23 protein-coding genes are annotated in these 26958 nt (G+C 63.6%); 6 read left to right on the forward strand and 17 right to left on the reverse strand.

What is annotated here, in order from left to right; translation table 11 throughout:
* Positions 1-2601, forward strand: a complete 2601-nt coding sequence (locus L1P09_RS13410) for a glycoside hydrolase 5 family protein (protein ID WP_235767728.1) — start codon at positions 1-3, stop codon at positions 2599-2601.
* A gap of 63 nt (positions 2602-2664) precedes the next feature.
* Positions 2665-3642, forward strand: coding sequence for a UDP-glucose 4-epimerase GalE (galE, locus tag L1P09_RS13415; protein WP_154211350.1), 978 nt, complete (start codon positions 2665-2667; stop codon positions 3640-3642).
* A gap of 239 nt (positions 3643-3881) precedes the next feature.
* Here galE and L1P09_RS13420 read toward each other — a convergent pair whose 3' ends face one another.
* The 9 genes from L1P09_RS13420 to L1P09_RS13460 form a co-directional block, all read right to left on the reverse strand.
* Positions 3882-4688 (reverse strand): CpsD/CapB family tyrosine-protein kinase, encoded by an 807-nt coding sequence (locus tag L1P09_RS13420; protein WP_009682735.1) that lies wholly within the window; start codon positions 4686-4688, stop codon positions 3882-3884.
* Between the two features lie 11 nt (positions 4689-4699).
* The gene (locus L1P09_RS13425) at positions 4700-6262 is read right to left on the reverse strand and encodes a GumC family protein (protein ID WP_029885426.1); all 1563 of its coding nucleotides are present in this window, start codon (positions 6260-6262) and stop codon (positions 4700-4702) included.
* A gap of 19 nt (positions 6263-6281) precedes the next feature.
* Positions 6282-7397: a hypothetical protein gene (locus L1P09_RS13430; protein ID WP_232892324.1), complete on the reverse strand. Its 1116-nt coding sequence runs from the start codon at positions 7395-7397 to the stop codon at positions 6282-6284.
* Positions 7398-7421: 24 nt separating this feature from the next.
* Positions 7422-7979: a polysaccharide biosynthesis/export family protein gene (locus L1P09_RS13435; protein WP_029885424.1), complete on the reverse strand. Its 558-nt coding sequence runs from the start codon at positions 7977-7979 to the stop codon at positions 7422-7424.
* Between the two features lie 253 nt (positions 7980-8232).
* On the reverse strand, positions 8233-8409 hold the full coding sequence (eppA, locus tag L1P09_RS13440; protein ID WP_009682731.1) for an EPS-associated small membrane protein EppA: 177 nt from the start codon (positions 8407-8409) through the stop codon (positions 8233-8235).
* Between the two features lie 260 nt (positions 8410-8669).
* A complete protein-coding gene (locus L1P09_RS13445) occupies positions 8670-9212 on the reverse strand; it encodes a helix-turn-helix domain-containing protein (protein ID WP_235767729.1) in 543 nt (180 codons plus the stop codon).
* Positions 9213-9267: 55 nt separating this feature from the next.
* Positions 9268-10686, reverse strand: a complete 1419-nt coding sequence (locus tag L1P09_RS13450) for a short-chain fatty acid transporter (RefSeq protein WP_029885422.1) — start codon at positions 10684-10686, stop codon at positions 9268-9270.
* Positions 10687-10831: 145 nt separating this feature from the next.
* A complete protein-coding gene (locus L1P09_RS13455; RefSeq protein WP_009682728.1) occupies positions 10832-11488 on the reverse strand; it encodes a CoA transferase subunit B in 657 nt (218 codons plus the stop codon).
* A 35-nt stretch (positions 11489-11523) separates the two neighbouring features.
* Complete coding sequence (locus tag L1P09_RS13460) at positions 11524-12222, reverse strand: CoA transferase subunit A (protein WP_054912455.1); 699 nt, start codon at positions 12220-12222, stop codon at positions 11524-11526.
* A gap of 140 nt (positions 12223-12362) precedes the next feature.
* Here L1P09_RS13460 and L1P09_RS13465 point away from each other — a divergent pair, with 140 nt between their 5' ends.
* Together L1P09_RS13465 and L1P09_RS13470 are read left to right on the forward strand one after the other, a co-directional pair.
* A complete protein-coding gene (locus L1P09_RS13465) occupies positions 12363-13268 on the forward strand; it encodes a LysR family transcriptional regulator (protein ID WP_235767730.1) in 906 nt (301 codons plus the stop codon).
* On the forward strand, positions 13256-14077 hold the full coding sequence (locus L1P09_RS13470) for an aldo/keto reductase (protein WP_235767731.1): 822 nt from the start codon (positions 13256-13258) through the stop codon (positions 14075-14077). The genes L1P09_RS13465 and L1P09_RS13470 overlap by 13 nt, the downstream gene beginning before the upstream one ends.
* A gap of 57 nt (positions 14078-14134) precedes the next feature.
* Here L1P09_RS13470 and L1P09_RS13475 read toward each other — a convergent pair whose 3' ends face one another.
* Genes L1P09_RS13475 through lexA form a run of 4 tightly spaced genes read right to left on the reverse strand, consistent with a single transcriptional unit; the run spans position 14135 to position 19865 of the window.
* Positions 14135-17215, reverse strand: a complete 3081-nt coding sequence (locus tag L1P09_RS13475) for an error-prone DNA polymerase (protein ID WP_235767732.1) — start codon at positions 17213-17215, stop codon at positions 14135-14137.
* On the reverse strand, positions 17212-18630 hold the full coding sequence (locus L1P09_RS13480) for a Y-family DNA polymerase (protein WP_235767733.1): 1419 nt from the start codon (positions 18628-18630) through the stop codon (positions 17212-17214). The genes L1P09_RS13475 and L1P09_RS13480 overlap by 4 nt, the downstream gene beginning before the upstream one ends.
* Positions 18631-18636: 6 nt before the next feature.
* Complete coding sequence (gene imuA, locus L1P09_RS13485) at positions 18637-19257, reverse strand: translesion DNA synthesis-associated protein ImuA (RefSeq protein ID WP_115294065.1); 621 nt, start codon at positions 19255-19257, stop codon at positions 18637-18639.
* Positions 19257-19865 (reverse strand): transcriptional repressor LexA, encoded by a 609-nt coding sequence (gene lexA / locus L1P09_RS13490; RefSeq protein WP_009682717.1) that lies wholly within the window; start codon positions 19863-19865, stop codon positions 19257-19259. The genes imuA and lexA overlap by 1 nt, the downstream gene beginning before the upstream one ends.
* 101 nt (positions 19866-19966) lie before the next feature.
* Here lexA and L1P09_RS13495 point away from each other — a divergent pair, with 101 nt between their 5' ends.
* Positions 19967-20614 carry an HAD family hydrolase gene (locus L1P09_RS13495; protein WP_235767734.1) on the forward strand — a complete coding sequence of 216 codons (648 nt, stop codon included), beginning with the start codon at positions 19967-19969 and terminating at the stop codon, positions 20612-20614.
* Between the two features lie 75 nt (positions 20615-20689).
* The gene (locus L1P09_RS13500; RefSeq protein WP_009682715.1) at positions 20690-21601 is read left to right on the forward strand and encodes a LysR family transcriptional regulator; all 912 of its coding nucleotides are present in this window, start codon (positions 20690-20692) and stop codon (positions 21599-21601) included.
* A 466-nt stretch (positions 21602-22067) separates the two neighbouring features.
* On the opposite strand, the gene L1P09_RS13505 is transcribed toward L1P09_RS13500, so the two are convergent.
* From L1P09_RS13505 to L1P09_RS13520, 4 genes are all read right to left on the reverse strand, one after another.
* On the reverse strand, positions 22068-23015 hold the full coding sequence (locus L1P09_RS13505; RefSeq protein ID WP_029886225.1) for an IS110 family transposase: 948 nt from the start codon (positions 23013-23015) through the stop codon (positions 22068-22070).
* A gap of 321 nt (positions 23016-23336) precedes the next feature.
* Positions 23337-24107: an IclR family transcriptional regulator gene (locus L1P09_RS13510; protein WP_235767735.1), complete on the reverse strand. Its 771-nt coding sequence runs from the start codon at positions 24105-24107 to the stop codon at positions 23337-23339.
* A 64-nt stretch (positions 24108-24171) separates the two neighbouring features.
* Complete coding sequence (locus L1P09_RS13515) at positions 24172-25629, reverse strand: amidase (protein ID WP_235767736.1); 1458 nt, start codon at positions 25627-25629, stop codon at positions 24172-24174.
* The gene (locus tag L1P09_RS13520) at positions 25626-26936 is read right to left on the reverse strand and encodes a citrate-proton symporter (RefSeq protein WP_235767737.1); all 1311 of its coding nucleotides are present in this window, start codon (positions 26934-26936) and stop codon (positions 25626-25628) included. The genes L1P09_RS13515 and L1P09_RS13520 overlap by 4 nt, the downstream gene beginning before the upstream one ends.
* Positions 26937-26958 lie beyond the last annotated feature (22 nt).

The following is a 26958-nucleotide window of genomic DNA, read 5'->3' on the forward strand; positions in this document are numbered from 1 at the left end:
ATGAATGCGCTCGCCCTGCGTGGTTTCATCCGCCTTTCGGCCTTCGCCAGCCTGGCCTTGCTGCCACTGCCGGGCTGGGCGTCTGCCTGGCAGGTCAGTGTCGACGAGCACACTGGCCTGCCCACCGTGAGCCGTGGTGGTGGCCCGGTGATGAAAGCCAAGTTCGATTTCTGGGCCGCCAACTGGAGCTGGACCGGCTTCTACACCGACCTCAAGGTCAACGGGCCGTACCACTACACCCTGCTGGGCAAGAACAAGGAGCTGGACTTCGACCTGGCCGCGGATATCCGCAAGGAGCAGGCGCAAACGCTGAGCTGGACCTTCGACCTCGATGCACACAGCCGCAAGGCCGGGGTCATGGGGGGCGGCATGGTGTTCCAGTTCGACCCTGCGCAGGTCACCGGGGCCATGGGCGCCCCGCAATTGCTGCCAGGCAACCGCGGCTGGTGGTGGGGCAACGCCGAGCAGGGCCGGCGCATCGAAATGCGCTTCGAGCCGCCCTTGGCCAAAGTGTATTTCGAGCGTGGCAACCCGTCTGAGCTGCGCGCGTTTCTGTACCAGGACCCGATCACTGCCGGCAAGCAACAGCTCAAGGCCGTGCTCAACCTGACCGGGGACATCGAGCTCGCACCCACCGCCACCGAACGCTTCGGCCTGGCCGACCCGGCCAGCTGGCCAGACGACCAGTTGGACTGGCGCAGCGCGCCGGTAGACTTGTCGTTCCTCAATGCAGCAGAAAAACCCGCTGGCAAGCGTGGCTTCGTCAAGGCGGTCGGCGAGCAACTGGTGTTTGCCGACAACACCGCCGTGCGGTTCTGGGGCACCAACCTGTCGGCCTATGCGTTGCTCAAAAGCCCCGACGAGGAGATCCGCCAGCAGGCCAAACGCTTGTCGGCCCTGGGTTTCAACCTGGTCCGCCTGCATCATCACGATTCACCCTGGGTCAGCCCCAATGTGTTTGGCGACGGTACCTTGGTGCGCGACACCCAGCAGCTCAGCGCCGAATCGCTGCGCAAGCTGGACCTGTGGATCAAAGCACTCAAGGACGAGGGCATCTACATCTGGCTGGACATGCATGTGCAACGGGCGCTCACTGCCAACGACAATATCGAAGACTTCGACGAACTGGCCAAAGGCGAAGCGCGCATCGACCTGAAGGGCTACGCCTACGTCAACCGCAGTATCCAGCAGGCAATGAAGCGCTTCGCCGAGCAGTACCTGACCCACGTCAACCCATACACGGGGCTGGCCTACAAAGACGACCCGGCCATTGCCGCCGTGCTGATCACCAACGAGAACGACCTGACTCAGCACTACGGCAATGCCCTGATGCCGAACAAGGATGTGCCGCGCCACAGCGAACGCTACATGGCTGCCGCCAAGGCCTTCGCCAAACAGTACGACCTGCCCGCCGACCTGACTTGGCGTGCCTGGGAGCATGGGCCATCGAAGCTGTTCCTCAACGACTTGGAGCAGCGCTTCAATGCCGACATGATCGCCCACCTGCGCAGCGTGGGCGTGAAAGTGCCGATCGCCACCACCAGCACCTGGGGCGGCAACGGCCTGAGTGCGCTGCCGGCACTGAGTGTTGGCGATGTGATCGACGCCCATAGCTACGGGGACATGGGTCAACTGGAGAAAAACCCGCTGACCAGCGACGGCATGATCGACTGGATCGGCGCCGCCCAGGTGGTCGGCAAGCCACTGACCGTCACCGAGTGGAACGCCGAGCCGTTCCCGCTGCCAGACCGTCACTCGCTGCCACTGTACATGGCCGCTACCGCCAGCCACCAAGGCTGGGACGCCCTGCTGCAATATGCCTACAGCCAACAGGCGTTCAACCCGGGTTGGCGCACGGCAGACAACTGGCACGCCTACAACGACCCTGGCATGCTCGCCACCCTGCCCGCTGCCGCCCTGCTCTACCGCCGCGGCGACGTGCAGCCGGCCACCACCGACTATGTATTCGCCCCGACGGCAGCCACCCTGTACAACCAGGAAATCACCCCGCGCAATTCACCACTGCTGCGTACTGCCATGGAAAAGGGCCGCTTGCAGATCGCCCTGCCGCAAACGCCGCAACTGCCCTGGCTGAAACCTGCTGCCATCCCAAGCGGTGCGCACGTGCTGCAAGACCCCCGTGAATCGCTGTTGCCGGCGGATGCCAGCGAATCGACCACCGACACGGGCGAGCTCAGGCGTAACTGGCAACAAGGCCTTTACACCATCGAAACGCCGCTCACCCAGGCTGCCACCGGCTGGCTGGGGGGGCGTTCGATCAGCCTGGGCGCTGTGCAGGTGCAGGCGACTACGCCCTATGCCAGTGTCGTGGTGCAGAGCCTGGACGACAAACCACTGGGGCAGTCGCGGGACCTGCTGGTGTCGCTGGGCACCCGGGCCATGCCCAAGCCCGATGACAAGACACCGTTCAATGTCGAGCCGCTGGAAGGCCGCCTGACCATCCAGGCGCCTGCCGGCCTGAAGCTGTACGCCCGCGATGCACAGGCGCAGTTGAAGGCGCTGCCTGTGGCCTACGACAACGGGCACTACACCCTGACCTTTGACGGCAGCTACATGTCCAACTGGCTGTTCTTGAAATAGGGCACATGGCCATCTACGCTCGATTCACTGCGTCGCTAAAACAGCAGGTCACAGGGGGTGCGCATGAAATGCCTGGTTGTCGGTGGCGCCGGCTACATTGGCTCACACATGGTCAAGCACCTGCTGGGCGCCGGCCATGAGGTGGTGGTGGCGGACCTGGTTTCACCTGGCCCCGGGGTTCAATGGGCCAAGCTCGACATTGCCGACGAAGCCGCACTGGATGTGTTGTTCGGCGTTGTGCATTTCGACGCGGTGTTTCACTTTGCCTCGTTCATTCAAGTGGGTGAATCGGTCAGCGCACCCGGCAAGTATTACCAGAACAATGTGGCTGCCACCCTTGCGCTGCTGCAGGCCATGGTCAACGCCGGCATCAAGTACCTGGTGTTTTCGTCGAGCGCTGCGGTGTATGGCAACCCGCTGTATGTGCCCATTGACGAAGCGCATGGCAAACAGCCGATCAACCCCTATGGCTTGAGCAAATGGATGGTCGAGCAGATTCTCGAGGACTTCGACCGCGCCTATGGTTTGAAGTCGGTTTGCCTGCGTTACTTCAACGCTGCCGGGGCCGACCCGGAGGGCCTGTTGGGTGAGCGGCATGAGCCGGAAACCCACCTGATCCCGTTGATCCTGCAGGCGGCATCGGGGCGGCGCGAGGCAGTCACTGTGTTTGGCCGCGACTACGACACCCCGGACGGCACCTGTATTCGCGATTATGTGCATGTGTCGGACCTGGCCACGGCGCATGCGTTGGCGGTGGACTACCTGCTGGCGGGTGGGGAGCGTACTGCGTTCAACTTGGGCAATGGCCTGGGCTTTTCGGTGCAGCAGGTGATTGATACCGCGCGTGGGGTAACCGGGCGGCAGATCGACACACTGGACGCCCCCCGCCGCGCCGGCGACCCGCCGCGGTTGGTGGCCGATGCCAGCAGAGCGCTGCAAGTGCTGGGCTGGCGGCCGGAGTTCGCCGCGCTGGAGCAGATCGTCCGGCATGCGTGGCAGTGGGAGTTGCAGTACCCCTGGGCCATACGCCAGGGGCGGTAGCCGAGAACAGCACGGGCCGCATTTGCTCCACAGTCGTCGCTAGCCACAGCGACACCGCCCGTTGAGGAGCAACTGTCTTTCTTAAAATTTGAAAAGCCTGCGCTATTCATTGTGGGAGCGGGCTTGCCCGCGAAGCAGGCGACGCGGTGTCTGGCACCGGCTGCGCCGGTGTTCGCGGGCAAGCCCGCTCCCACAGTAATTTGTGGGCGCGGGTTCACCCGCGGTAACTTAGCGGCGCCTCAGTAATAGGTACGCGGCTGTTCGTCAGCCTTGTTCAACACCGTACCAATCAGGTTGACCCCTGCCAGATGGTGCAGGCAGTCCTCGATTTCTTTCTTGTTGTTCATGCCATTGGCCACCACCAGCAATACACAATCGAACTTGGGTATGACGGTGATCGCGTCGTCGGAGCTCAGCAACGGCGGCAGGTCGAAAATGCAGATGCGCGACTCGTAGCGGTTGCGCAACTCGCCAATCAGGTTACTCACCTTGGGCGACGACAACACCTCGGTCGACAACGGCACCGGCACCCGGGTCGGCAGCACCACGAAGCGCGGCAAGGTCGGGTTGACCAGGCAGTCCTGCAGTGGCGACTTGTCGTTCAGGAACTCATTCAGTGCATGCTCCATCGGCAGCCCCAATGTGCTTCCCACCTTGGGCCGGCGCAGGTCGAAGTCCACCAGCAAGGCGGTCTTGGTGGTGTGGTGGGCAATACTCATGGCCAGGTTGACCGCCAACACGGTTTTGCCTGCCTCCGGCGTGGGCGAGGTGATGGCCAGGGTGCGCCAGCCGTTCTCGTCCATCAGCCGCAGCACCTGGGTGCGCAGCAGGTCGATCGGCCCGTTCATGTTCGAGTTCTTGTTGAACGCCACAATGCGGTTGCGCTCCAGGTGGTCTGGATGCAGTGGCACCACCTTGGTGTTGACGTAATCGAACTGCCCCGGCACCTCCGCCAGCGCCGTGCCAGGGGCCGGCGACAGCGGCTGAGGGGTACCCGGTGTGACCTGATGAATAGTGTTGCCAACAGCCGGCTTGGTCCTGTCCATCACTGCATTCCCTATACGAACCGCGACATGACTTTGTACAGCAGCACATCCAGTGGCATGTAGTACACGTGCACCAGCACTATCATGATAGCCGCCAGCGCCAAGGCCGCCACGATCAAGCGGTTACGCCAGCGTTTGCGCCTGGCCACATCGGCCCGCGTCTCGATATACGGCAGTGCCACCAACACCCGTTTGCCCAGCAGGTTCTCCAGAGCACCAACGCCCCGCACCCGCTGGTTGAGCATTTCCAGCAACATGACCAGCGCGCCGCCACCGGCCGGCGCCAGAACCAGCCCCAGCGCGGCGATCTTCTTGCGGTTAGGCTTGATCGGCTTCTCGGGCAACAGGGGCGGCTCCAGCAGCACAAAGCGCTCGGCTTTGTTTTCCTGCTCCAGGCTTTCGGTGATTTTCGCACTCATTTCCTTGGCGCGGATTTCTTCGTATTTCTTGCGTGCGTTGTCGTGGTCACGCATCAGGGTGACCAAGCCACGCTCGACCTGCGGCGCTTCCAGGATCTCGGCTTCATAGCCTTCCATTTTTCGGGTCAGCTCGCGCTTTTGCTCGGCCAGCGAAGCGATGCGTTCCTGGGTGGCGCTCATTTTGGCGCGTACCCGGGCAACATCCAGGCTGACCGAAGACGCAGTGCTGGTGCGACCACCACTGGCCTCCAGCGCCTGAATCTTGCGTTTGACCGCCACCACATCGGGGTGGGCTTCCTTGTAACGGGTCAACAGCCGGGCGTACTCTGCCTTCAGGCTTGGCAGGTCCTGGGCCTGGTCGGCAGCGGCAGGGCGCGCGCCATCGGCAGCCTTGGTCGCCAGGCCGGCATTGGCCGCCGACAGTTCGAGCTCCAGGTAACGCAACTCTTCCTGCGCCGCCTTGTAGTCCCGGTCGACCTCACGGAACTCCAGCTCCGAACGCGACAGCATGTTCATGCGCAGCGTCTGGTGTTCGGGCAGTGCATTGGCATGTGCCTGCTTGAAATCGGCCAGCTGGTTTTCCAGGCTGGCCAGCTCAGCGCCCAGCTTGTTGGCTTCCTGGGTAAGAAACTCGGTGGTTTCGTTGGCCCGCTCGGTACGCTGCTTGAGGTTTTCGTTGAGGAACAGCGATACCAGCTCATCGGCGACCTGCTTGGCCACTTGCGGCTGCTTGTGCTCGAACGACACATTGAAGGCCACGGTCGCCTCGCCCCTGCCGCGCACGAACGTGGTAAGGGTCTCGACCACGATGGCGTTGCGCATCTGGTCGATTTTGTCGCTTTCGCCAAGACGCTTGTCGGCGAACAGGTCGTACTTGTCGATGATGCGCAGCAGGTTCTCGCGGGTCATGACACGCTGGCGGATCACCTCGATGCGCTCATCGGCAAAACTGGTGGTGTTGGTTGATACCAGCTCGGGCGAAATCTGCTGTGACTCCACCAGGATAGTGCCGGTCGACTGGTAGATCGGCGGCACCATCAAGGCCACCGCCACGGTCGCGGCCAGAATGACTACGGCACTCACCCCTAGCACCAGGGCTCGGTCCTTGATTATGGCGATGTAATCTCTGAGGGATAGCTCGTAGTCAGACTTCATGGGGCCACCTGCCTGAAGTTCAGATGTCGGGGTACCTGTACGTCAACGTCAAACCCACGATGGTTGCGGTTGCATCCGGTACGTGGTCCTGCTGGCGTTCCTTGTACATCAGCGACAGGCGCAGGTCCCAATACGGCGAGAACTCTCGGCTGGCCCATACGCTGTACGTTTGCAGTGTGTTCGGTGACTGCCCTTTGCTGTCTTGCCAGGCAGCGTCTGCGCCCACCCGGGTCAGCTCGGTAACGGCATAGCTCCACACCCCGCGTACCTGGTCCAGCTCGGCGAAGCCGCCTTCGGCACTGGCCACCGTGCTGCGTTCGGCGGTGAAGCTGGCATCGGCCCGCACACCGGTATAGAGCAAAGCCACGCCACCCTCCCCGCGTCGGCCGCCTTCATCGCCCGACACCTCGTTGACACCAATGTGGGCATCGGCACTCAGGCCATCGGCCAGTTGGTACTTGATGCCCACAGCCGGGGTGTAACTGTTGGAAGCGGTGGCGGTCAGGTCCTGCTCGGGCTCGTAGCGCCGCGCGCCGAAGCGGGTATACACATCGGCGCGCTCGCTCCAGGCATAGGTCCAGGTAAACACGTTGGCCAGTTCGTTGTAACCCGTCAGCGTGCTGACGTCATACCGGGCGCGGCTGTAGGTGGTTTCGTTGCTCAAGGTACTGCGCTCGGTAACCGCCTGGCTCCAGTTGCCGGTCAGGGTGTAGAGCTTCTGCGTGCCATCGGTGGTGATCACCCCGGTATCCAGCACAGTGCCCGACAACGTCGAGCTTTCGTTGTAGCGTGCCACCAGGCCAAAACGCCCGCGCTCGGTGGTGCGCTGCCAGCCCAGGCTGATGTCGGGGTCCTCGCGGTTATCGACTACGTTGGTGTCGGACGAGCGCAATACATTCATGCCCAGCCCCAGTCTCAGTTCGTCACGGTCGAAGGTGCCGATCAGGGTGTAATCGGGCGCGATGATCGTGCGCGTGATGCCCTTCTCGCCCGACGTCAGCAACAATGGGTTGCTGTCGTACTCGACGGATGTCGGCACCACCACCGTAGACTGCCAATTTGCCGCCAGGGCCGATTCCGTAAACGGCAAGACCAAGATTGCCGTTGCAATGCTAGTTGTTCTGAAAAGTGGCATTAAATGTTCTTATTGAAGGCAAGATCAAGGAACGACCAGCGTGTCGCCAGCCTGAAGTTGGATGTTGGTGGACATATCGCGCCCAGACACCAGGTCCTTATATCGCACGGGCAAGATCTTTTGGGAAGCGCCTGCGCCACGAACTACCTTGATCTCGCTTTCGTCGGCAAACTTGTCCAGGCCACCCGACATGCTCAGCGCCTGCAACACGGCGGTCGGCCCGGCCATTTGCACTGGCCCCGGCTTGATCACTTTGCCCTGGACATAGACCAGGTTGCCGGCGATGCTCTTGACGACAACGCTGACATTCGGGTCGGGAAGGTATTTTTCAAGTTTGGCAGCCACTTGCTTTTCGACTGCGGTTACATCGAGCCCGGCAACATTGATGCGCCCGGCCAGTGGGAAAGTGATACTGCCATCGGGTAGTACGGTCGCTTCCTGGCGCAAGCTGTCTTCCTGCCAGACCGATACCATCACCACATCGCCAGGGCTGAGCAAATACGCAGAGCTGCCGGTATCGGCGCAACTGGCACTCGACCACACCGTCAACAAGCAGAACGCGGCAAACAATGAACGCATCATGAGGGTCCCTCCGGCCAAATGGCCCGACAAAGAGCACTGTATGAGAACAACGCACCAACTCTCGCTCCGCTTCGCGACCCACCACTGCCGCGACGGCCTCGGCCTTCCTGGAGGCCCTTAACTTGACGCTGTGCAGCCTGGGCTGCGGTGCCTGAAACCATGGACCTTCATGGGCTACAGGGAATATAGCAACGGTTGGTGAATTAACAAGCCAGCGGCAAAACCCCACCCCGCGACTTGCGGCAAAGGGTGTTCAGATTTTCCGGCGGTTGGCCACCGCCACAAAACCGACAACAGCGAACGCAAAGAACCAGCCAGCCGTTGAAACAGGAATGATACTGTTCTGGCTGATATAGGAATCGGCTGCACGCGCAGCGCCACTCAAGAGCACCAGCAAGAACATCGATTTGATTATCAGAGTCGTGCGCATACGCCCTTCCTTTAAACAGGAAAATCAATGAGTTATTGGCGAGGTAGTGCGGGGTTTGTGTCGCTGTTGAATTGAGCTTATGGGCACAGTGACACTACGTCAATGATCCGACACCATAATAAAATTCAATGGGCGGCAGGCAGATTCGTCAAAAAAACGACAGACAGGAAGTGCTGCATCCAGCCAGCTGCTGGATGCCAGCGTTTCACGGATGAGAAAGTGAAAGGTTCAGGCAGGCCTGCAACAGCGCCCTGCCCGGCTCATTCCTGGGCATGGTGAACGACCACCAGCAATTGCGCCGGCTGCGCGCCTACCGAGCGCAGGCGATGCGGGGTTTGCGCGTTGAAATGCAAGGCATCGCCCTGCTCCAGCAGCACCCGCTCGTTCATGAAGTCCACCTCCACCTGGCCCGCGTGCACGAACAGGAACTCTTCGCCCTGGTGCTCCTTGAAGGTCGGGTCGCTAAACTCCGAAGGCGGCTGGATCAGGAACGGTACCAGGCTGCGCTGCCCCACCTGGCTGGTCAACGCCGCATAGCCGGGGCCCTGGCCGTCACCCACCAGCGCCTGGCGCTCGCCGTGGCGCACCAGGCTATAGCGGCTCTGGCCGGCCTGCTCTTCGGCAAACAGTTCCTCGACATTCACGTTCAATGCGCGCGCCAGCTTCAGGGCGGCAGCAATCGACGGCGTGTTGAGGCCACGTTCGACCTTGGACAGGTAGCTTTTGGTCATGCTGGTCTTTTCGGCCAGCATTTCCAGGGTCATTCCCAGTTTCTTGCGCAGCAGTTTCAATCGGATAGACATGTGACGCGTGTTTCCCAGGCCGAGGCAGCCCGGGCATGATACGTGGAGCCGCCGCTCATGGCATCACCGGTGGCACATACTGCAGCGTGGTGCCCAGCGCCCAGAGCAATACCAGCACCAGCGGCACATGCACCAGCAGTTGCACAAAGGAAAAGCCGATCAGGTCGCGTGCCTTGAGCCCCAGCACGCCCAGCAGTGGCAGCATGTAGAACGGGTTGATCAGGTTCGGCAAGGCCTCTGCCGCGTTGTAGATCTGCACCGCCCACCCCAGGTGGTATTGCAGGTCGTTGGCCACTAGCATCACGTAGGGCGCTTCGATGATCCATTTGCCGCCGCCCGACGGGATGAAGAAGCCCAGCACCGCCGAATACACGCCCATCAGCAAGGCATAGGTGTCGTGGGTGGCGATCTGGGTGAAGAACAACGATATGTGGTGGGCCAGGGTCTGTTCGTCCACGCCCTTCACCTGGGTGAGAATGGCCGCGATCGAACCGTACAGCGGGAACTGGATCAGCACCCCGGTGGTGGTCGGTACCGCGCGCGCTACGGCGTCGAGGAAACTGCGCGGGCGCCAGTGCAACAGGGCACCGAGCATGATGAACAACAGGTTGTAGGTGTTGAGCCCGGAGATGGCGGTAATCGCCGGTTTGGTAGCGAACTCCTGGTACAGCCAGCCGGCAGCCAGGGCGACCAGCAGCAGAATCAGGATGGGGCTGTGCTCCAGCCATTCACCGGGGCGGGTGCGCTGGGGTGCCGCCGGTGCAGTGAAGCTGGGGTCCACGCCACACGCTTCAGCGCTGCGTGCGCTGTTCGGCCCCGGTGCCGTGGCGTAGGCGATGACCAGCGAGACGATGACCAGTGCCGCCAGCATTACCCCGGATTGCCACAGAAAGATGGTTTCGGTGAACGGGATGACGCCGGTGATCGACAGGATCGAAGGCGGCAAGCTGGCCGGGTTGGCCTGCAGCTGCGCCGCCGACGAAGACAGGCCCAGTGCCCACACAGCGCCCAGGCCCAGGTAGGCGGCCGCACCCGCAGCACGGTAATCCATCTTCAGGTCGGTGCGCCGCGCCAGGGCGCGCACCAGCAAACCACCGAACACCAGCGACAAACCCCAGTTGAGCAAGGAAGCCAGCATCGAGATCAGTGCCACCCAGCACACGGCCGAGCGGCCATTGCCAGGGATACGCGCCAGGCGATCGATCAGGCGTGCCGCCGGTGGCGAACTGGCGACCACATAGCCACCGATGACCACGAAAGCCATCTGCATGGTGAACGGAATCAGGCTCCAGAAACCATCGCCAAAGGCCTTGGCGGTGTCGGTCGGCTTGGCCCCCATGGCCAGCGCGCCGATGCACACCAGCAGCACCGCCAAGGCGGCGAATACCCAGGAGTCGGGGAACCAGCGTTCGGCCCAGTTGGAGCAGCGCAAGGCAAAGCGCGCGCTACGGCTGTCTTGAATTTCAGCGGCCACAGTGGCATTCCTTTTATTGGTTTTATGAGGTGAAACAGACAACGCAAAAACCCTGTAGGTACAGGTTGACTCGCGACCATGCCGGTAATGTACCGATACACTCAGCGGTGCAACCTACGCCTACAGGGTTGGGTGGCGTAACGCCTTAGAACGTCATTTCCTGCACATCATCCGGCACGATCAGTTTGCCGGCAGTCTTCTCGACGATTTCCTCGATGCTCACCCCTGGTGCGGTTTCGCGCAGGATGAACGCACCGTCTTCAATTTCCAGGTAGGCCAGGTCGGTCAGCACCTTGCGGATGCAACCGGCACCGGTCAGCGGCAGGCTGCACTGCGCCAGCAGCTTGGACTCGCCGTCCTTGGACGCGTGGGTCATGGTCACGATGATGTTCTCGGCGCCCGCCACCAGGTCCATGGCGCCGCCCATGCCCTTGACCAGCTTGCCCGGGATCATCCACGAGGCGATATTGCCCTGCACGTCTACCTCGAACGCACCCAGCACGGTCAGGTCGACATGGCCGCCACGAATCATGGCGAACGACTGCGCCGAGTCGAAGATAGAGGCACCCCGGCGGGCGGTGACGGTCTGCTTGCCGGCGTTGATCATGTCGGGGTCGAGGGTGCTTTCGGTGGGGAACTCGCCCATGCCGAGCAGGCCGTTTTCCGATTGCAGCATCACATCCATGTCAGCGGGTACATAGTTGGCCACCAGGGTCGGAATGCCGATACCCAGGTTGACGTAGTAGCCGTCCTTCAGTTCACGGGCGACGCGTTGCGCCATCTGTTCGCGGGTCAGTGCCATGGTCAGGATCTCTTTGTTGTTCTGGTGGAGGCCGCTCAGGCCTTGACGGTGCGCTTTTCGATACGCTTTTCGAAGGTGCCGACGATCACCCGGTCAACATAGATGCCTGGGGTGTGGATCTCGCTCGGCAGCAGCACACCCGGCTCGACAATTTCTTCCACTTCGACCACGGTGATCTTGCCAGCAGTGGCCGCGAGCGGGTTGAAGTTCTGCGCGGTGTTGCGGTACACCACGTTGCCGTAATGGTCGGCCTTCCAGCCCTTGACGATGGCGAAGTCACCGGTGATGGACTCTTCGAGGATGTACTTGCGGCCCTTGAATTCGCGAACCTCCTTGCCTTCGGCAACCGGCGTGCCGTAGCCGGTGGCGGTGAAGAACGCCGGGATGCCGGCGCCGCCAGCGCGCATTTTCTCGGCCAGGGTGCCTTGGGGTGTCAGCTCCACTTCCAGCTCACCGCTGAGCAACTGGCGCTCGAATTCGGCGTTTTCGCCCACGTAGGAGGCGATCATCTTGCGGATCTGCCGGTCTTCCAGCAGCACCCCCAGGCCAAAGCCGTCCACCCCGCAGTTGTTGGAGACCACGGTCAGGCCCTTGACGCCACGGCGCTTGATTTCGCTGATGAGGTTTTCCGGAATGCCGCACAGGCCGAAACCACCGGCCAGTACCGTCATGTTGTCGGTCAGCCCGTCGAGGGCCTGTTCGTAGGTTGCAACGCGCTTGTCCAGTCCGGCCATGCTGATCCGCCTTTTGTAGTTGTTGAACCGACGAGGCTGTCGGTGAGCGTGTGCAGACATCTTCACCGCAAGCGACTGATTTGTTAATTTTGTTTTCATCATCGATTGATAAATTTCGCAAAACAAACGATAGGCCCGTCATGAACGTCAAGCAACTGCGCGCCTTTGTCGCCGTGGCCAAGTACCAGAGCTTCGCCCAGGCCGGTGAACACCTGCACGTATCGCAACCGGCACTGAGCCTGACCATCAAGGCCCTGGAAGAGAACCTGGGCGGCGCCCTGCTCAGCCGCACCACCCGCAGCGTCAGCCTGACGGCCGAAGGCGAAGTGCTGCTGCCGCTGGCGCGGCGGCTGCTGGCCGACTGGGACGATACCGAAGAGATGCTGCGGCAACGCTTCACCCTGCAACTGGGCCGGGTCTCGGTGGCGGCGATGCCGTCGTTCGCCGGTAACCTGCTGCCCCATTCGCTCAAGGTCTTCCGCCAACGCTACCCCAAGGTCAACGTCACCGTGCACGATGTGATCAACGAACAAGTGCAGGAACTGGTGCGCCACCGCCGAGTCGAACTGGGCATTGGTTTCGAGCCGGACAATACCGACGGCCTGCACTTCCACCCGCTGTACATGGACCGTTTTGTCGCGGTGGTGCCCGCTGACTCACCCTTGGCGTTGTTAAATCAGGTCAGTTGGGCGCAACTGATGGCCGAAGATTTCGTGGCCCTGCAGCGGCCGTCGGCGGTACGCCTGTTGATGGAGCAGAATGTTGCCGCCCAGCACGGCAAACTGGCCGTGGCTTTCGAAAGCCACCAACTGGCGACCATCGGCCGCATGGTTGCCAGCGGCCTGGGCGTTAGCGCGGTGCCGGCCCTGTGCATCAACCAGATGCAGGAACTGGGCGCACGCTGCGTGCCCCTGGTCGAACCCACGGTCGAGCGGCGCATTGGGGTAATTGCCCTGAGCGAGCACAAACTGTCCACCGCAGCGCAGGCGTTGCTTGAAGTTCTACTGTCCAATACACAGCCCCCGGAGGTGACATGCATTACGTGAAACTGGCAGGCGCGAGCGTGCCGGCCATTGGCCAAGGCACCTGGTACATGGGCGAAGACCCTGGGCGCAAGGCGGCAGAGGTAGCGGCCTTGCAACAGGGTATCGAGCTGGGCCTGAGCCTGATCGACACCGCCGAAATGTATGCCGAAGGCGGTGCGGAGACCGTGGTTGGCCAGGCCATTGCCGGGCGCCGCGACCAGGTGTTCCTGGTCAGCAAAGTCTACCCGCACAATGCCGGGCGGCAGGGCATGGCAAGCGCCTGCGAGCGCAGCCTGGCACGCCTGGGTACCGAGTGCATCGATCTGTACCTGCTGCACTGGCGGGGCCAGCACCCGCTGGAAGAAACCGTCGACGCCTTCGAGCGTTTGCGCGAGCAGGGCAAGATCAAGCGCTGGGGCGTTTCCAATTTCGATATCGACGACCTGCGCGAATTGAACAACCCTGCCTGCGCCACCAACCAGGTGCTGTACAACCCGGCCCAGCGGGGCATCGAATTCGACTTGCTGCCCTGGTGCCAACAACGCGCGCTACCGACCATGGCCTACTGCCCGTTGGCCCAGGCCGGGCGCTTGTTGCAGCACCCGGTGCTGGCAGAAATAGCCGAGCGCCATGGTGCCACGCCGGCTCAGGTCTGCCTGGCCTGGGTTACCCGTGATGATGGCATCATTGCCATCCCCAAAGCCGTGGCGCCCGAGCATGTTCGGCTGAATGCAGCAGCGGGTGCATTGGCCTTGACCCGCGAAGACCTGCGCGCAATCGACCTGGCCTTCCCGGCGCCCACCCGCAAGCAGCGCTTGGCGATGGTGTAGTCCGCCAGGGCATTTTCGTGAATGCGTGGCCGCGCCGCCGCGGGGTAGCCCGCGGCGTTAATGAAAGTCGCGGCTACGCACGTCCAACCCCTGCAACAGCGCGGTCACATCTTCCAGGCGCCGTGCTATCAGGTGGCGCACGCCATCTTGCTGCTCCAGCCGCCCGCTGACCTTGAGCAACTGCGCCCCCACCAGCGCCCGCCTTTGGCGCTCGGCCAGCGCCCGCCATACCACCACGTTGACCATACCGTGTTCGTCCTCGAGGGTGACGAACGTCACCCCGCTGGCGGTCTGCGGCCGCTGCCGCCCTACCACCAGCCCCGTCACGGCGATGTTGTCGCCATGCTCCAGGCCTTGCAGTTCTGCAGAACTGCGGCAGCCCAGTGCCCGCAGACGCGAACGCAGCAAGGTCAACGGGTGCGGCCCCAACGTGGTACCCAATGCCTGGTAATCGGCCACCAGGTCCTGCGCCACTGTCGGGGCCGGCAACTGCACCGCCACCTCCGGCACGGCCTGTACATCGGCAAACAGCGGCAGTTGCGCCTGCACGGCCGCCACCTGCCAGCGCGCCTGATGCCGGTCGCTGGCCAAGGCGCGAAGCGCGCCGGCATCCGCCAGGCAGGCCCGCGCGCGGGTGGCCAGCCCGGCACGCAGGCACAGGTCTTCCACGTCGCGCCATGGCTGCTGCGCCCGGGCCTGTTCCAGGCGCCTGGCGTCGGCTTCGGCCAGGCCCCGGACCAGGCGCAAGCCCATGCGCAAGGCCAACGTGCCCAGGGCGTCCGGCTCCAGCGTGCAGTCCCATTCGCTGTGGCAGACATCCACCGGCCGTACCTCGATGCCCTGGCGCCGCGCCTCCTGCAGCAGTTGGTCGGGGCTGTAGAAGCCCATGGGCCAACTGTTGACCAGGGCGCAGGTGAAAATGGCCGGTTCATGGCACTTGAGCCAGCTGCTGGCATAGCACAGCAAGGCAAAGCTGGCGGCATGCGACTCTGGAAAACCATAGCTGCCGAAGCCTTTGATCTGTTCGAAAATGCGCTCGGCGAATGCCAGCTCGTAGCCATTGCGCAACATGCCCTGCAGCAAGCGCTGGCGGTGCGGTTCAAGACCGCCATGGCGTTTCCAGGCGGCCATGCTGCGCCGTAACTGATCGGCCTCGCCGGGTGAATAGTCGGCTGCGACCATGGCCAGCTCCATCACCTGTTCCTGGAACAGCGGCACACCCAAGGTGCGCTCGAACACCTCCTTCAGTTTTGGCGACGGGTAGGTCACCGCCTCTTGCTTCAGCCGCCTGCGCAGGTAGGGGTGCACCATGTCGCCCTGGATTGGCCCCGGGCGCACGATGGCCACCTCGATCACAAGGTCGTAGAAGGTGTTGGGCCGCAGCCGCGGCAACATGGCCATTTGCGCGCGTGACTCGATCTGGAATACCCCCATGGTCTCGGCGCGGCTGATCATGGCGTAGGTGGCGGGGTCTTCGCTGGGGATGGTCGCCAGGGTCAGTTCACGGCCACGGTGGCGCTGCAGCAGGTCGAAGCAACGGCGCAAGGCACTGAGCATGCCCAGCGCCAGCACGTCCACCTTGAGCAGGCCGACCATGTCGAGGTCGTCCTTGTCCCACTGGATGACGGTACGTTCGGCCATGGCGGCGTTTTCCACCGGCACCAGCTGGTCCAGCGGCTGCTGCGAGATGACAAACCCGCCCGGGTGCTGCGACAGGTGCCTGGGGAAGCCGATCAACTCTCCGGCCAGTATCAGCACCCGCCGCAACAACGGGCTGCCAGCTTCGAACCCGGCCTCGGCCAGGCGTTGTTCGTCGGGTATGCGGTCGCTCCAGCGGCCACAGCATTTGGCCAGGGCATCGACCTGGTCCATGGGCAAACCCAGCACACGCGCGACATCGCGCACGGCACCTGCAGCATGGTAGGTATTGACCACCGCCGTCAGCGCAGCACGGTGCCGCCCATAACGGCGGAACACGTACTGGATCACTTCTTCACGGCGGTCGTGTTCGAAATCCACGTCGATATCGGGCGGCTCGTTGCGCTCGCGTGACAGAAAACGCTCGAACAGCAGGCGGTGCTGCATGGGATCGAGCTCGGTGATACCCAGCACGAAGCACACCACCGAATTGGCCGCCGAGCCGCGGCCCTGGCAGAGGATACCCTGGCGCCGGGCGAAGGCGACAATGTCGTGCACGGTCAGAAAGTAGCTTTCGTACCCCAGCTCTTCGATCAACCCCAGCTCCCTGTCCAGCACCTGCCGCACCTTGGCACTTGGCCCTTGTGGCCAACGCACCGGCAACCCCTGCTCGCACAGTGTTCGCAGCCAACTGGCCGGGGTATGTGCTTCAGGCACCAGTTCTCGTGGGTACTGGTAGCGCAGTTGGCCAAGGTCGAACTGGCAGCGCTGGGCAATGGCCAGGGTCTCGGCCAGCATCTCGGGCGGGTAGAGTTCTGCCAGTTGTGCCGGGCTGCGCAAGTGCCGTTCGCCATTGGCAAACAGAAAACGCCCGGCTTCGGCCACCTGGCAATGCTGACGAATCGCAGTCATGCAGTCCTGCAACGCCCGGCGGCCGCGCACATGCATATGCACATCGCCACAGGCCACCGCGCGAATACCCAGCTCGGCCGCCAAGGCTTGCTGGCCCTGAAGGTGCCGGGCATCGTCACTGCCACGGTGCAGGTGCACGGCCAGCCACAGGCGCTGGGCAAACAGCCCGCGCAACCACTGGCCGGTGGCCGTATCGCCCCTGTCGCCCGCCACCCACAAGGCCAGCAAGCCGTGATGGTGCTGCTGAAGGTCATCCCGAAAAAGCTGGTACTGGCCCTTCTCCGCCCGCCGTCGGGCGCGGGTAATCAGTGCGCACAGGTTCTGGTAGCCCGCCAGGTCGGCAACCAGCAGCACCAGCTTGGGGCCGTCGTGCAGCTGCACTTCGCTGCCGACGATCAGCGGCACCTGGTGCACTTTGGCAGCCTGCCAGGCGCGCACGATACCGGCCAGCGTACATTCGTCAGTGATCGCCAGGGCCTGGTAACCCTGCTCTTTGGCCCGCCGGAACAGTTCGTCGGCGCTCGAAGCGCCGCGCTGGAAACTGAAATTGGACAGGCAATGCAGCTCGGCATACGGGGCGGGGTTCATGCGAACCAGCCCTGCAACCAAAGCGGGCCGGCCTGGCCCAGGTCACGGTAGGCCCAGCCACGCAGGCCGTCGCGGGTTTCGATGCGGTAGTAATCGCGGCGTACATCGCCACCATCCCACCAGCCCGACTCGATGCGCTCGCCAGGGCCCAGCAAGCGGTAGCCAGCCTCGTCCAGCGCCAGCGGCGCGGGCAGCAACCAACCAGGGCGACTGCCCGGGGCCACCGGCATGCCCCCGAGCGCCCCCTGCTCTGCCAGTTGCCAGGCACATTCGGGCCGGTGATCGGCGGCCGCGCTCAGGCCTTGGACAGCCTCATCGCCCAGCCGCGCGCGCAAGCGCTCGCGCAATTGCTCCCAAGGTTGCGCCTGTTGCGCCCGTGGGTCGAACAACGCCTGGTGTTGTGGCACAAAGGCTGGCAGGTCTTCGGCGACCAACCGCAGGTTGCGCACCGGGGCCGGAATACGCAGCGGCTCCAGGCGCCCACGGGCCAGTTCGAACAGCATCGCGGCGTCGCGCTCGGCGGCCAGCAAGCCGACCTTCAGCAACGTGTCCGGGCCTTCGACATGCTCCAGGTGCAGGCAAAAGCGCTGCACGCCACAATCGCGACCGGCCAGGAATGCGGCCAGGTCGTTGAGCATGCGCCGCAGCGGAAACAACAGCGCCTGGTGCGATTCAACATCGAAGTTCAGCTCCAGCCGGCTCTCGAAACGATCGGGCGGCAGGTAGAAGTCCAACCCCAGGGTGCGCAGGCCGAGCAACTGATCCAGGTGCAGTTGGACCTGGGCGGGAAAGCGTTTGGCCAAGGTGTCGCGCGGCAACGCCAGCACCTGGCCGAGTTGCCGCAAGCCCATGCGGGCAAAGGCTTCGGCAGCCTCTGGCGGCAAGCCGATGCGCTGGATGGGCATGTTCAGCAACGCGTTACGGGTGGCTTCGGCATCGGCGACCACCAGGCCATCGTGGGCATTGGCCAGCATGCGCGCTGCCACCGGGTTGCTGGCTACCACGATGCGCTGGCGCAAGCCCAGTTCAGCCAGTTCCTGGCGCAGGCGTGCTTCCATCACCGGCCATGGGCCGAACAGCTGCAGGCTTGAGCCCACCTCCAGCAACAGCGCACGCGGGTAATGCAGGCTGACCTGGGCACTGAAACGGTAGGCCCAGGCGGCCAGCAGTTGCTGCATGCGCTCGATGCGCCTGGGGCCTGTTTCGATACAGGTGAAACCATCGGCCAGCGCACGTGCAGCGGTCAGGGTTTGCCCGGCCCGCAGGCCGAGTGCTGCCGCTGCCGGGTTGACTGACTGCAACACCCGCCGCTGGCTGGGCCCGCCAATGATGACCAGGGGGTTGGCTGGGTCTTCGCGCTCGCGCAGGACGGTGTCCAACGCCAGTTGCGGAAGCAGGATGCAGGCCCAGAGCATGTTGCATCAGCCCTGCCACGGGCTGGCAATGGGCAGGGCCGGCGGCATGCCGCCGCGGCTTTTCAGCACCCGCCATTGGGCTGGGCGGGTATCCACGGCGATGCGCAATGCTGCCGGTGACGGGTTGTGGGCGGCCTGCTGCGGCCGGCAGGCAAAGGCCAGCGCCTGGCCGGTTTCCGCCGCCACTTGCAGGCGCCGCAGGGCACGGTCATCGGCACGCTCGGGCCAGCACAGCACTGCCGCGCAACTGCCCGAGCGCAGGCACTGCTCGGCGGCCCACAGGGCGTCAGCGGGCTCGGCGTTTACCTGCACCAGCCAGCGCAGGTCTACCCCCGCGGCCTGCCAGGCCGGCGCATAGGGAATGAAAGGCGGCGCCACCAGCACCACGCGGCTGGCTTCTGCGCTCAGGCGTGCCAGGGTTGGCCACAGCAACTGCAATTCGCCACAACCCGGGTTCGCCAACAGCAGTTCGCTCAATGCGGCTGCCGGCCAACCGCCTTCCGGTAAACGTTGGTCCAGCGCGGCATGGCCGGTTGGCTGCAGCCCCAGCGGTCGCGCCTGGGCCTGCCGGCCGCGCCATACCCGGCGCTGGTCCAACAACCGGTCGAGGTCGACCACCGCGCCCATCAGTCACGCCTCAGCAAGCCACAGAACACGCCTTCGATGAAGAACTCCTGTGTGGGGAGCACATCGATAGGCGCATAGGCTGGGTTACGGGGCAACAACCGGTAGTGCTTGCCCACGCGTTGCAGGCGCTTGATGGTGACTTCGCCGTCGAGCCGGGCTACCACGATCTGGCCATCACGGGCATCGGCCTGTTGCAAGATGCCGACCAGGTCACCGTCGAAGATGCCGTCATCGATCATCGAATCGCCACGCACCTTGAGCAGGTAGTCGGGGGTGCGGCGGAACAGGCTGGGGTCGAGCAGCAACTGCTCGTGGATGCCCAGGTCCGGGCCGATCGGGGCGCCTGCCGCCACTTGGCCGAGCACCGGGACTTCGAGCATTTCTGGCCGGCGCAGGGGGTCGGCCAGGCGAATGCCCCGCGCCTGGTTGGGGGTGACATCGATATAACCCGCCTGACACAGGGCGGTGATGTGTTTGCGCGCGACGCTGCGCGAGGCAAAACCGAAGCGCGTGGCGATGTCCGCCAGGCTCGGCGGCTGGCCGTGGTCGCTGATGCGCTCGCGGATGAAGTCGAAAATGGCGCGGCGTTTGGGGGTAAGGTTATTCATGGAGCACATTTGTACTCCTTTCGCCGCGTGCTGAACAGACCCCTTCGTCGTCTGCATTGGTTATGATCCCCCGGCTTGTGTTTTTCTGAACGGGATACCCCATGCTCACCGCCCTGCTGTTCGACCTCGACGGAACCCTTACCGACACCGACAGCCTGCACTTGCAGGCCTTTCGCCAACTGCTGCGTGACCATGACGGCCGCGAGCTGAGCCAGGCCCAGTTCGAGGCCCAGGTCAGCGGCAGGGCCAATGGCGAGCTGTTCGCCGAACTGTTCCCCGGCGCCAGTACCGAACAGTGCGCCAGGCTGGCCGACCGCAAGGAAGCCTTGTTCCGCGAGATGTCACCGGCGTTGCAGCCCATGCCAGGCCTGCTGCGCCTGCTGGAACATGCCCAGGCCCACGCCCTCGGCATGTGCGTGGTCACCAACGCGCCGCGGCTCAATGCCGAGCACATGCTCGCTGCCATGGGCTTGGCCCAGCGCTTCGAGCATGTGGTCGTGGCCGACGAGCTGGCCCGGCCCAAACCCGACCCGCTGCCCTACCTTACCGGGCTGCAGCGGCTGGGCGCCGCGGCCGGGCAAGCGCTCGCTTTCGAGGACTCCTTGCCGGGGGTGGCTGCAGCCACTGCGGCCGGTATCTTTACCGTCGGGGTAGCCACCACGCAAACGCCTGAGCGGTTGCGGGCAGCGGGGGCACAGTTGGTCATCGCTGATTTCAACGATACCCAGTTGTGGGCATTGCTCGAGTAACGCCACCGCGCTTGATCCTCGACAGCACTATTGAAGCCCTAGCCATCCCAACCACCGCCCTGCCCAGGCCACCCCATGCTGATCGACGAAGAACTCACCCTGAAAAAGCTGGAAACCTTCCTCGCCTTCATGCGCAGCGGCAACCTCAGCCGCGCTGCCGCCGAACTGTGCACCAGTTCGGTCAGCGTGCACCGTGCCATCCACTCGCTGGAAAGCGCCCTGCGCTGCGCCCTTTTCAAGCACGAAGGCCGGCAGCTGATTCCGCTGGAAAGCGCCTACGTACTGGAAAAGAAAGCCCGCCTGCTGATCCAGGACGCCGAGCAGATGGTGCGCCAGACCCGCGAAGCCGCCGGCTTCTACGCTGAACGCTTTCGCCTGGGCGCGCTGTACTCGCTAACGGTAAAAACCGTGCCCAAGCTGGTGATGGGGCTTAAGCTGCGGCGCAGCGAACTGAACATCGACCTCACCCTGGGCTCCAACCTCGACCTGCTGCAGCGCCTGAAAAACCATGAACTGGAGGCCATTCTCGTCTCCCTGGACGAGAGCGTCAGCGACCCGGCCTGCGAACAACTGCCGCTGTTTTCCGACGACATCTTCCTCGCCGTACCCACCGACTCCCCCTTCGCCGAGCAGGCCGAGGTGGACCTGGCCGACCTGGCCGACTCCACCTTCATCACCCTGACCCAAGGGTTTGCCACACACCGCGATGGCGCCCGGGTCTTCCAGCAAGCCGGCTTCGAGCCAAAGGTGGCCATGCAGGTCAACGACATCTTCACCCTGCTGAGCATGGTCAGCTCGGGCGTGGGCTTTGCCCTGCTGCCGGGGCGCATCGCGGCCGTCTACGAAAACCGCGTCAGGCTGATAGCCCTGCAGCCGCAGTACCGTTTGCAGCAGCATATCGGCGTGGTGTTTCTGAAGGCGCGGGAGCGGGAGCCGAACCTGCTGGCCTTGCTGGCGGAATGCCGGATGTACAGCCTGGAGCGCTAGGTTGTTGCACTGGCAACGATGCAGGGCGGCACCAGGAGCGTAGTGCTGTCCACTTGAGCAGTTGGGGCCGCTCCGCGACCCATCGCAGGCAAGCCAGCTCCCACAGGGATCGCCTTAGGGCTGACTGGTGTTTGTCAGAAGATATGCAGCGCCTGTTAGAGCGAGCGCCGCCCGCGCGGCGCATCGCGAGCTGCGCTCGCTCCTACGTTTGTTTCGGGCCAGTAACCCCTGTGCCAGATGCGCGCGGCCGCCTTGTTCGTATGACGCGATTTTGAGGCATGCGCCAAGGCGTTCGCGCGCAAATCCCACAGGAATAATTGGCCCGAAACAAACGTAGGAGCGAGCGCAGCTCGCGATGCGCCGCGCGGGCGGCGCTCGCTCTAACAGGCGCTGCATACCTTGTGGCAAACACCTGTCTGCCCTGATGCGATCCCCGTGGGAGATTCTATGGTTTTAGGGAAGTTTTTTAAGCGGCTTTTGACCGATACTCGTCTCCGCTTTTCAGTAGGGCAAATACTACTCGCGCCAGTTTGCGTGCGAGCATGACAAGCGATGCTGTCGTGCTAAAACCACGCGCCAGGCGCTCTTCGTAGTACGACTTCCATGCTGCTGTGCGGGATGCTGACATAGCCGCGTTGTGAAGGAGGCGTCGAGCTTCGGGGTCTCCTCGCTTCGTGAGCTTGGATTGCCCTTTTTTCTGCCCCGACTGCGCAATCCTCAGATCCATACCCAAAAAGGCGATAAACGCATCACCCCCGCTGAAGTTGCCACGCTGAAACGTCGCTGTCAGGCGAGCAGCAGTTAGAAAACCCACCCCTTCGACCTTCATGCAGCGCTTTACCTGAGGCATCAGCCCGGCCTTTTCCAGCAGGCCCTTGATCATCTTCTCCACCAGCAGCTCAAGCCGCTGCATCGCACGCAGATGCGTCTTGAAGGCGGCTTTGAGTAGCGGTTCATTGGCCCACCCCTGAGTCAGGCTGGTTCGTGCCTGAACCAGTCCTGCACGTCGCCGGAACAAGCTCAGAAGCTGTCGATAGATAGCCGGTGGCGGCGCCCAGGGCGTTAGGTCCTGCCCTTCGTTCTTCAGATAGCGGGCCAACAGCTGGGCATCAATTGCATCTGTCTTAGCGCGTACGTTGACACCTTTACGGTAATGGCTCAGGGCGTACCCATCTACCACGTAAATCGTATGCCCGAACTCAAAGGCCAGATCCGTAAACAGGACGTGATAGATGTTGGTCGCTTCGATAGCGACGGACATCGCACCCGAGAGGCCTTTGAGCCATTTCTTGATAGCTGCTTTAGTATTGGGGATTGCTATGAGTTCTGCTGATTCATCGTCCCAAATGACCAATTCTGTTTTGGCCACATCCACGCCAATCAGCCGCTTTGAATCAGCAACCACCATTGCCATGAGCAACTCTCCTCGATAGTGTTGGAGTACTTGAAGGGTCACCCAGAGGCGCTGGCTTGTGTCTTTCGTCGGTCCGAGCCCGGAAGCATTCTTTATCGGCGCTTGGGTGAAAAGGGAGGAGGGGCGAGGTCTCCCACGGTCTGTACTGCGCTAACAGTCAGAAGCTGGCTTTGTCCCTCCTCCTCCCTTCAAGTCTAACCATACAAGCTGGCTTGCCTGCGATGGGCTGCGCAGCAGCCCCGATCAGTGTGGCATCACCCTCAAGTAAGCAGCATCAGGCACCAAGAGCGGCCATAGGGTGCGAAGGCACCGCCGCCAGCCTCAGGCCAACGCCCGCTGCACCTCGCCAACCGTGCTCGCCAGGCTGCTCAGGTGCAGGCTCAGTACCCGCTCGACCGGCGCCTGGTCCAACGGCCAGTGCAAGGCGATGCTCCCGGCCAGGCGGCCTTCGGCATGCACGGGCAAGGCAATAGCGCGAATCAGGTGCGGCAGGCGTACCGGGTACTCCCAGTGGCCCTCGGTGCGCTGGCCGAAACCTTTGTGTGCCTCTTCTTCGATATCGCGCAGCAACGCATCGTCCCCCAGCCGCGCATCGGCCGCCAGGCGTTGTACCTCCTCCAGCCCCAGCTCACCCAGGCAGGCACGGCCCATCGCCGAATGGAACAGGCTGGCATGATGGCCGACGATCTGGCAGGTATGCGGGTAACGCTTGCGCAGGATCTGCGGAATGGCGCTTTCCATGACCTCCAGCCGCTGACCATCGAAACACGACAGGTCCACTACCAACCCGGTACGTTCGCTCAACTCCAGCAGCATCGGCGCGGCGCGTTCCACCAGGCGCCGCTTGAAGCGCAACTGGCGGTCACCGTACAAGCGCCGCGAGCACAGCCGATAGCGCCGGTCGCTGAGGCCGCGATAAACCCAGCCCTGCACCTGCAAGGTAGCAAGCATGCGCGACACCGTGGCCTTGGGCAGTGTGGTCAGGTAATGCAGTTCTTCAAGGCCCAGTGCCTGGTGCTCGCCCAGCAGGTCGACGATGGCCAGCGCCCGCTCCACCGAACGCACGCCGCCACCTTCTGCCGTGATGCCCATGGGGATGACCTCCTGGTTGCCAGAGGGTCAGCATAGCCAGCAAAAAGCGCGCCTGGCCAGCACCTCATGGCGCCTGCAGGCTGGGCGGCGGGCAACGCTGCACCCAGCCGGTGAGTTGTTCATGGGCATAGGCCAACTGCAACACGGCATGGTCTGCCTGGGCCGGGCCAATGATCTGCAAGCCCATGGGCAAGCCGCCAGGGTTGAAACCGATCGGCACGCTCATGCTCGGCAAGCCGGCCAGGGTCGGCCCGATCACCACTTCCATCCAGCGGTGGTAGGTGTCCATGGGCCGCCCGCCTACCCGCTGCGGCCATGGCAGGCCCGCATCGAAAGGGAACACCTGGGCCGATGGCAGCAGCAGGAAATCGTAATGCTCGAACAGCTCAGCCATGGCGCGGTACCAGTCACTGCGGTCCAGCGAAGCCTGGTACAGCGCTGCAGCACTCAACTGCAAGCCGCCTTCCACCTCCCACTGTGCTTCGGGCTTGAGCAGTGTGCGCCGGGCCGGGTCGGCATAGGCTGCGCTGAGGTTGCCATGCACCAGGAAGTGGCGGTGCGTGAGCCAGCACTGCCACAAGCGAGCCAGGTCGAATGCCGGTTGGCAGGCCTCGACCCGGCAGCCCAGCTCGGCAAAGTCGGCCAACGCCGATTCGCACAGGCTCATCACCCCGTCATCCATCGGCAGGTAGCCGTTGTAGTCCCCCAGCCAGCCCACCCGTACCCCGCGCAGATCGCGCTGCAAGCCGGCAGCGAAATCGCGCCGGCCTTCGCTCAGCGCCAGCGGTGCCCGCGCATCTGCCCCGGCCTGAACCGACAACAGCCGCGCCACATCGGTCACGCTGCGGCCCATCGGCCCCTCGGTGGCCAACTGCTGCACGAACAATTCCGGCGCAGGGCCGTGGGGCACCCGCCCCTGGGATGGGCGCAGGCCGAACACGTTGTTGAACGCCGCCGGGTTGCGCAACGAGCCCATCATGTCGCTGCCGTCGGCCACCGGCAGCAGGCGCATCGCCAGTGCCGCCGCCGCGCCACCGCTGCTGCCCCCTGCCACCCGTGTCGGGTCGTAGGCATTGGTGGTGGTGCCGAACAAGGTGTTGTAGCTCTGCGACCCCAGGCCGAACTCGGGCACGTTGCTTTTGCCCACGATCACGGCGCCACTGGCCCGCACCCGCGCCACACTGATCGCGTCGTGCAGGGGAACCTGGTCGGCGAACAGCGGCGAACCCAGTGTGGTCCGCAGCCCGGCCGTGGCCGCCAGGTCCTTGATGGCCTGGGGCATGCCATGCATCCAGCCGCGTGAATGGCCGGTGGCAAGTTCGCGGTCACGTTGGTCGGCCTCGGCCAGCAGCGCCGCGGCCGGGCGCAACGAGACCAGCGCATTGACCCGTGGGTTGCACCGCTCGATGTGCACGAGGTAGGCCTGCATCACCTCGCGACACGACAGCTGGCGGGCGTGTATGGCTTGGGACAAGGCTTCGGCGCCGAGGGCGACAATGGGGTCGATGACAAGCGGCTTCACGGTTTCACTCCAAGGTTGAAGGCAGCCCGGTTGCCCGCCCGGGGTGCGTCTTTCAGGCAGTAGGTAGCCAACAAGGTCAGCAGGCAGGCAAACAGTACATAGAACGATGGCGCCACCGGGGTTCCCAGCGCCTGGGTCAGCCAGGTCACGATCAACGGGGCAAAGCCACCGAATACCATGACGGCCACGTTATAGGCCACCGACACGCCGGTGGAACGCACCTCGACCGGGAACTGCTCGGCCAGGGCAGTCGGCGCCGGGCCGAAGAAACCGCCGATGGCCGTGCACAGCAGCAATTGCATGACCAGCAGGCGCTCCAGGGATGGCGCCGCGGCGACCCAGACATACAGCGGGTAGACCATCACGAAGAATGCCAAGGTGAAGGCCATCAGCACCGGCCGCCGCCCAAAACGGTCCGACAGCGCCCCGGCCAGTGGAATGACCACCGTCATCAGGCCCACCGCGAGCATCTGCACCAGCAGCACCTGGTCCAACGGCAGGCCCAGGCTTTTGTGAGCAAACGTCGGCATGTTCACCAGCACCACATAGAACGACACTGTGGCGCCAGAAGCCAGGCCCATGGCCACCAGCACGCTGCGCCGGTGTTCACGCAGCACCTGCGGCAGGCTGGGCGAACGGCCCTTGGCCTGGCGGCGGGCCTCGATGAACGCCTCGGGCTCTTCCATGTGCTTGCGAATCCACAGCCCTACTGGGCCGATCAGCAGGCCCAGCACGAACGGGATACGCCAGCCCCAGCTGTCCAGCGCCGCAGGCGAGCACAGGTGGGTAACCAGTGCCACCATCGCCGCACCGCCGAACACCGCCAGGCATTGCCCCACCAGTTGCCAGGAGCCGTACAGGCCCTTGCGGTGGGCCGGGGCACTCTCCACCAGGAAGGCCGTGGCGCTGGCGTACTCACCGCCCGTGGCAAAGCCCTGGAGCATGCGCGCCACCACGATCAACAGCGGCGCGGCCATGCCAATGGCCAGGTAATCGGGGGCAAAGGCGATCATGGCGATCGACACGGTCATCAGGCGGATGATCAGTTGCATCGCCGCCTTGCGACCCTTGCGGTCGGCGTACATGCCCAGCAACACACCGCCCACCGGGCGCATGAAAAAGCCGACACCGAAGGTGGCCAGGGCCATCAGCAGCGAGGCGTATTCATCGTCGGAGGGGAAGAACTGCCGGGCAATGATGCTGGCCAGAAAGCCGTACACGATAAAGTCATACCACTCCAGGGCGTTGCCGATGACGGCAGCCACCACTTGCCGGGTGCGCGACACGCCATTACTCGAAGTCTGCATAGGGAACACTCCACACGGTGAT

The organism is Pseudomonas juntendi (assembly GCF_021560075.1).
Classification (GTDB): Bacteria; Pseudomonadota; Gammaproteobacteria; order Pseudomonadales; family Pseudomonadaceae; genus Aquipseudomonas; species Aquipseudomonas juntendi.